The following is a 6,160-nucleotide window of genomic DNA, read 5'->3' as shown; positions in this document are numbered from 1 at the left end:
AAGCGCGTGCCGCGCTCGGAGTCAACCAGGCGGATCGTGCCATCATGCGCTTTCAGCAGGGCCAGAACGATGCCGAGGCCCATGCCGGTGCCGCCGCAATCGCGGCGTGTGGTGAAGAATGGCTCGAAAATACGCGCGCGGTTGCTCGGCGAAATGCCGGCGCCGTCGTCGCTCACCTGGATCGTCGCCTTGCCGCCTGCGCTCGCCGCCGTGATCGAAACCAGTGTCGCGCCATGCCTTGCCGAATTGTCGATGAGATTGGCGAGCACGATCGCTGCGTTCTCGGCCGAGATGCGCAGGCCGGTCTCGCCGCCCGCCTCGACCCGAAGCGCCAGCCTGTCCCCGGTCGGCAACAGCGCCAGGGCCGCACTGAGCGATGTGCTTTCGCCGCTGGGCGCAAGATTTTCGGCACGCGCCAGGTCGAGCAGACGGCGCACCAGCAGATTGAGTCGCCCGGCGTCGGTGACGATATTGTCTGAAAACCGCCGCCGCTCGGCCTCGTCCATTGCGCTACCTGAATCGCGCAGCAGTTCGGCCGCCCCCTGGATCGCCGTCAGCGGCGATTTGAGCTCGTGCGAGACATGGGTTGCGAAGGTCTGGATGCTGTCGGAGCGCGCATGCAGCTTTTCGGCCATCTCGAGGAAAGCGTCGGACAGCGCTGCCATCTCGCGCGTGCCATGATGGTCGAGCGGCCTGATCGCTGCGCGATCACCGGCGGCGATGCGCTTTGTCCGCTCCATCAGCGCGTAGATCGGCCGGCTGACGGTGCGAAGGAAGATCAGGCCGATGAGCAGCGTGCCGCCGAGGATGGCGATCGCCGCCAGCACCACCTTGCCGCGCTCGCCATAAAGATGCTTGACGATGTTGTTCGGCGTCCGCGACAGATAGACGACGCCGGCGACCTTGCCGTCGACGGCGACCGGCATTGCGACGAAGACGCGGACCCTCGTGCCGCGGCTGACCGAATAGAGCGAAGGTGGCGGCTCGTCTGATATCCTCTGCCTGAGCGCGCTGGCATAGCGGCCGGCAAGTGCTGCGCGAACCTCGCCGACGGCGCCGAGCGACAGGCCGATCTCCTCGCGTCCGGCGATGACGACGCCTTTGGGATCGAGCAGCCGGAAGCCGGCAAGCGTGGTTTTCTGCGTCTCGGCAAGAATGCCCGACAGCCGCGCGCCGATCGCCGTGAAGGCGGGATCGACGGTGGCGGCCGTCGCCGCGGGCCGTGTCGCCAGAACCCTGTCGGACGCAAGATCGAGGCTTGGCTCGATCGGCCGGTAGGGAGAGTCCGGATTGTCGCTGTCGGCAGGCACGGCCGCGCCGAGCTTTTCAGCCGGGATGCCGACGTCGCGGACCTCTTGCGCATGGATGGCGGCAAGGGCGGCACCCTGCGCGATCAGCTCGGCCTCGGTCTGGCGGATCAGCTGGTTCTCGTAGAGCCGGAAGAAGAACAGGCCGACCAGCGGCAGCGCCATCACCATGATCAGGATGGCGACAACGATGGTGGCGAGGCGCGGCCGCCATTTATGCGCGGTCACGCGCCGCACCGGCCAAGCCGGAAGCCGACGCCATGCACGGTCTCGATCGCATCCGTGCAGCCGGCCGCCGCCAGCTTGGCGCGGATGTTGCGGATATGGCTGTCGACGGTGCGGTCGGCGACATGGATGTTGCCGGCATAGGCATTGGCCATCACCATGTCGCGCCCAAGCACATGCGCCGGGCGCGCCAGAAACCCTTTCAGGATGGCGAATTCGATCGAGGTCAGCACCAGCGGCCTGCCGTCGAAGCTGGCGGCGTGGCTGGCCGGCAGCAAAGCCAGACGGCCGTGCAAGAATTGCCTGTCGTCGGCCTGTTCGGCTTTTGCCGGGCGGGCGCGCCGCAGGATGACGTTGACGCGGGCGACCAGCTCGCGCGGGCTGAACGGCTTGGTGACATAGTCGTCGCCACCCATTTCGAGCCCGAGGATGCGATCGATTTCTTCATCACGCGCCGACAGGAACAGCACCGGCACATCGGATGTGTGCCGCAGCCGCCGGCAGACCTCCAGCCCGTCCATCTCCGGCATGCCGATGTCGAGCACGACAAGGTCGGGCGCGCGGCGCTCGATCGCCTGCAAGGCGGCGGCGCCGTCGGCTACCGCAACCGTTTTCATGCCGGCCTTTTCAAGCGCGAAACAGATGATCTCGCGGATGTGCGGATCATCGTCGGCGATCAGGATGTGATGCGGCATCGATCAGCGGCCCGGCACGAAGGGTTCGGAGCCCTGAGGAACCACGAACGGGATAGACGTGTCGAGAGTGCGAAGGAGCCGCCAGTCGCGAAAGCTCCAGGCGCGCCAGTTTTCCTGGGCCGCGCGGTAGCGGGCCTCGTCCTGTCCCAGCAAACGGGCGAGTTCGCGGTAGGGGGAAAAGCTGGCCGCATTCGTCCTGGCCTGCTGCTCGAGGAAGCGATCGAGTGCCGGCCGGGCGCTGGGACCGAGCGAACGCAGGTACCAGAAATCGAGCTCGGTTCCGTGGCCGGTCATTTCGAAGGAGTGCTCGACATTGTAGTTGGCGATCAGGGCGGCAAAATTGATGAACGAGCAGGCATAAAGCGTCGCCGATAGCGTCAGAAGATTGGCGGAAAGCAGCCATTCATTGGATTTTCCGAGCGCGATGCGGGCGATGATCAGGGCAAGGCCCGCCGCCACCAGCCCCATCCAGACGAAGGCGGCGACGCGCCAGTAGGTCAGCGCATAGATGCCGACATAGAGTTCAAGCCGCAGGATCGACGAGATGACCAGCACGATGTTCTGCGCCACCCAGACATAGACCAGCCGGCGGATGAACGGATCGCTGGAAGTGGCACTTCCCGGCCTGAGCGCCGCCAGCACGAAACCGGCGGCGAGCAGCGCCGTGACGATCAGCGGATAGGCGCCGCGATGCGCATAGGCGGCGTAGGTCAGCCCGTCGGGCAGGGCGATGCCGCCCCACAGATAGGTCGCGTCGAGCGCGGTCTGCATCGCGAACAGGATGTTGAAGATGACCAGCGCGCGAAGGATGGCGGCCTTGCCGAAGATGATGTCCTCGATCGCCCTGGCGGGTTTTGTCGTCGTCGTCACCGCGCTGACAGTGACAGGGGACACCCGATGCGCAATGCGGCGCAAGAAGCGCGGCAGGCGCGGGCGCAAAAAAGCCCAGACGCCGGCAAGCACGATCAGCCAGAAGGCCAGCCGCGGCAGCTGGATGAGGTCGAGCAGTGCGTGGAGATCGATCAGCGACAGCCAGTATTCGATAACCGGATTGGCGGCGCCGAACAGCGCCAGAAACACTGCGCCCAGGGTCAGCGGCATGATCCAGACGGCGATCGCCGCGAAACCGATGCGCCGCCGGCCAAGCCGCCGCGCCGCCTTGCGCCAGCGGACGAAATCGTGGACGAACCGAAACGGCGCTGCGAGCAGGAACAGCGCGACCTGGCCGGCAATGCGGGCAAATCCGCGCCGCAGCCGCCCGACCAGCGAAAGCGCAAAGACGGCCAGCGCCGCAAGCCCGATCGCCACGGACAGCGCACTGACATTTTCAAGGAGCGGCAGCAGCCCGACAAGCAGGGCAACGGGTTTGAACCAGGCCCGGCCGGCGCTGAGCGCCGCGGCCGCGGCGGCCAGCGTCATGCCGAACAGGAAAAGCGTGATGCCGACCGGCTGCCCATAGAAGAAGAAATCGGCCAGCGCGGCAAGCAGCACGGCAACGCCGAAGCGCGCACAAGTGCCCGGCGCGGCGGTAAGCAACGATGTCATGATCGGGCTTTCTCTACGGCTTTGATCCGGCCGCGGGGCGGAGATTTGCGGATGAAGGGGAGGAGGGTCGCCGAACGCGGCGGATCGACGAGCCAGCAACCGTCATTGCGGAGGGGCAGGGACCAACGGGGCTTTTCGCGCTCTTGCATGCGCCCTTTTCGCCGGCCGAAATGCAGGCAGCGAGGCGGGTCCGAGGAGATTTTCCGCAATCTCGTGCAGTTTTTGTGCAGGGCAATCACTTCAGGTTTGAATCCGCCCCGTCACCCCTTTCCGGGCGCCTGCGCTGCCCCTCACCTGCCTGCCGGCATCCTCTCCCCGTATAGTGACGAGGAGAGGGGTGCTCTCATCGCCGGTTTCGCCAATCACCAGCGTTGCAAGAATGGCGTCGAGGCTGCGCCAGCCCCTTCTCCCCGTCCCTATACGGGGAGAAGTGCCCGGCAGGGCGATGAGGGGCGGCGCCAACTTCGATGATTGGCTTGCATCCAATGCAAGCTATGACTGCCCGAAGCGATGCTTGCTTCGATCGCCTCCAGGCGGCATAGATCAGGCATGACCGAAACCTGCCGCCCGCGCCGCTCGGTGCTTTACGTCCCGGCCTCGAACGACAAGGCGCTGGCCAAGATCTCGTCGCTGGCCTGCGATGCCGTCATCATCGATCTCGAAGATGCCGTCGCCTCGGCCGACAAGGTTTTTGCGCGCGAAAAACTGGCCGGCATCTTCGCCAACCGCCCCGGCCTACGCTGCGAGATGATCGTGCGCATCAACCCGCTCTCCAGCGAATGGGGCGCCAAGGACTTGCTGGCGGCGGCAAGCTGCGAGCCCGACGCCATCCTGCTGCCCAAGGTCGACACGCCGCGCGACGTCCTGGAAGCCGGCGACGTCCTCGACGACAATTTTTCACCCGACGCGGTGAAGCTGTGGGCGATGATCGAGACGCCCAAGGCGCTGCTCAACATCGGCCCGATTGCCGAGCTTGGCCGCGATCCGGCCTCGCGGCTGGTCTGTTTCGTTGCCGGAACGAACGACCTGGTCAAGGACACCGGCATTCTCGCTACGCCCGACCGGCGCTATCTCACGCCATGGCTGATGCAGATGGTGCTCGCAGCACGCGCCGGTGGCCTCGACCTGCTTGACGGTGTCTTTAACGATTTTCGTGATCTGGACGCTTTTGGGCGCGAATGCACGGAAGCAGCCGCCATGGGGTTCGACGGCAAATCGCTGATCCACCCGGCCCAGATCGATGCCGCAAACCGCGCCTTTGCACCATCTGCCGAAGCCGTGGCCGAGGCGCGTGCGGTCAAGGAGGCCTTCGCGCTTGCCGAAAATGCCGGCAGGCAAGTCATTGCGCTGAACGGAAAAATGCTCGAGCGGCTGCATCTGGCGCAGGCCGAGAAACTGCTGGCGAAGGCGGCCGCCAGCGGGGCATGATTGGCAACTTATCACAGGAATGAAAAATGAAACTCTACCGCTTTCTGTCCGGCCCGGACGATTCCAGCTTCTGCCACAAGGTGACGGCGGCGCTAAACAAGGGCTGGCACCTGTTCGGCTCGCCAACCTATTCCTACGACAAGCAGACCAAGGTCATGCGCTGCGGCCAGGCCGTGGTGAAGGATGTCGAGGGCCAGGAATACGGCCCTGGCACCAAGCTCAGCGATTGGTGACATCGCATCGAGCATAAACACTTCCAGATATCGGCGGGCCAGCACCCCCCTCTGTCCTGCCGGACATCTCCCCCTCAAGGGGGGAGATCGGATGTCGCATCGGCTTTCGCCAAACTTCAGAGTTGCAGGGTGTGCGGTGCGGGCCAAAGCTGCCAATCTCCCCCCTTGAGGGGGAGATGTCCGGCAGGACAGAGGGGGGCCGCGAAGGAATGAGACGTCGATCCGTTTACTCGGCTGCCTCTTCGATCCGTTCCATATCATCGTCCGACAGGCCGAAATGGTGGCCGATCTCGTGGATCAGCACATGGGTGACGATATCGCCCAGCGTCTCCTCGTTCTCGGCCCAGTAGTCGAGGATGGCGCGGCGGTAGAGCGTGACGCGGTTCGGCCCCTCGCCGGTCTGCGGATTCCAGCGCTCGGCGATGCCGCGCCCCTCGAACAGGCCGAGCAGGTCGAAAGGCGTTTCCAGCGACAGGTCGTCCATGATTTCGTCTGTCGGGAATTCGGCGATCTGGATGACGATCTCGCCGGTCAGCTTGCGAAACTCCTCCGGCAGATGGGCGTAAGCTTCTAGCGCCAGGAACTCCATTTCCTCCATCGACGGCGAAAGCTCGTCGTGCCAGGTACGGGTTTTGTAGATGCGGGCCATGCTTTGTCCTTCTGATCCCGGCATATAGGCTTTCGCGCCGGACTCGGCAATTGGCCGGGTTGCCGCCTTTCGCTGACA

Annotated in this window: 6 protein-coding genes; 2 read left to right on the top strand and 4 right to left on the bottom strand. The window is 64.9% G+C overall.

Annotated features, from left to right (window positions below):
• The 3 genes from AC0L2B_RS15075 to AC0L2B_RS15065 all read right to left on the bottom strand — a co-directional run.
• The coding region (locus tag AC0L2B_RS15075; RefSeq protein ID WP_473745901.1) for an ATP-binding protein at positions 1 to 1,472 on the bottom strand (1,472 nt) is incomplete at its 3' end.
• Between the two features lie 59 nt (positions 1,473 to 1,531).
• Positions 1,532 to 2,227: a response regulator transcription factor gene (locus AC0L2B_RS15070; RefSeq protein ID WP_287240072.1), complete on the bottom strand. Its 696-nt coding sequence runs from the start codon at positions 2,225 to 2,227 to the stop codon at positions 1,532 to 1,534.
• Between the two features lie 3 nt (positions 2,228 to 2,230).
• The gene (locus AC0L2B_RS15065; RefSeq protein ID WP_473745897.1) at positions 2,231 to 3,772 is read right to left on the bottom strand and encodes a DUF4153 domain-containing protein; all 1,542 of its coding nucleotides are present in this window, start codon (positions 3,770 to 3,772) and stop codon (positions 2,231 to 2,233) included.
• Positions 3,773 to 4,321: 549 nt separating this feature from the next.
• Between AC0L2B_RS15065 and AC0L2B_RS15060 the strand changes: the two genes are divergently transcribed.
• The gene (locus AC0L2B_RS15060; protein ID WP_473745896.1) at positions 4,322 to 5,200 is read left to right on the top strand and encodes an HpcH/HpaI aldolase/citrate lyase family protein; all 879 of its coding nucleotides are present in this window, start codon (positions 4,322 to 4,324) and stop codon (positions 5,198 to 5,200) included.
• Between the two features lie 26 nt (positions 5,201 to 5,226).
• Complete coding sequence (locus AC0L2B_RS15055; protein ID WP_023804277.1) at positions 5,227 to 5,433, top strand: DUF1737 domain-containing protein; 207 nt, start codon at positions 5,227 to 5,229, stop codon at positions 5,431 to 5,433.
• 226 nt (positions 5,434 to 5,659) lie between these two features.
• On the opposite strand, the gene AC0L2B_RS15050 is transcribed toward AC0L2B_RS15055, so the two are convergent.
• Entirely contained in the window at positions 5,660 to 6,082 is a 423-nt protein-coding gene (locus AC0L2B_RS15050; RefSeq protein ID WP_023802719.1) for a metallopeptidase family protein, read from the bottom strand.
• Positions 6,083 to 6,160: the final 78 nt, after the last annotated feature.

The sequence above is a fragment of the Mesorhizobium sp. WSM4815 genome, from assembly GCF_055811575.1.
Note: the sequence above shows the minus strand (reverse complement) of the source record. Positions and strands in the feature narration are given on the sequence as shown.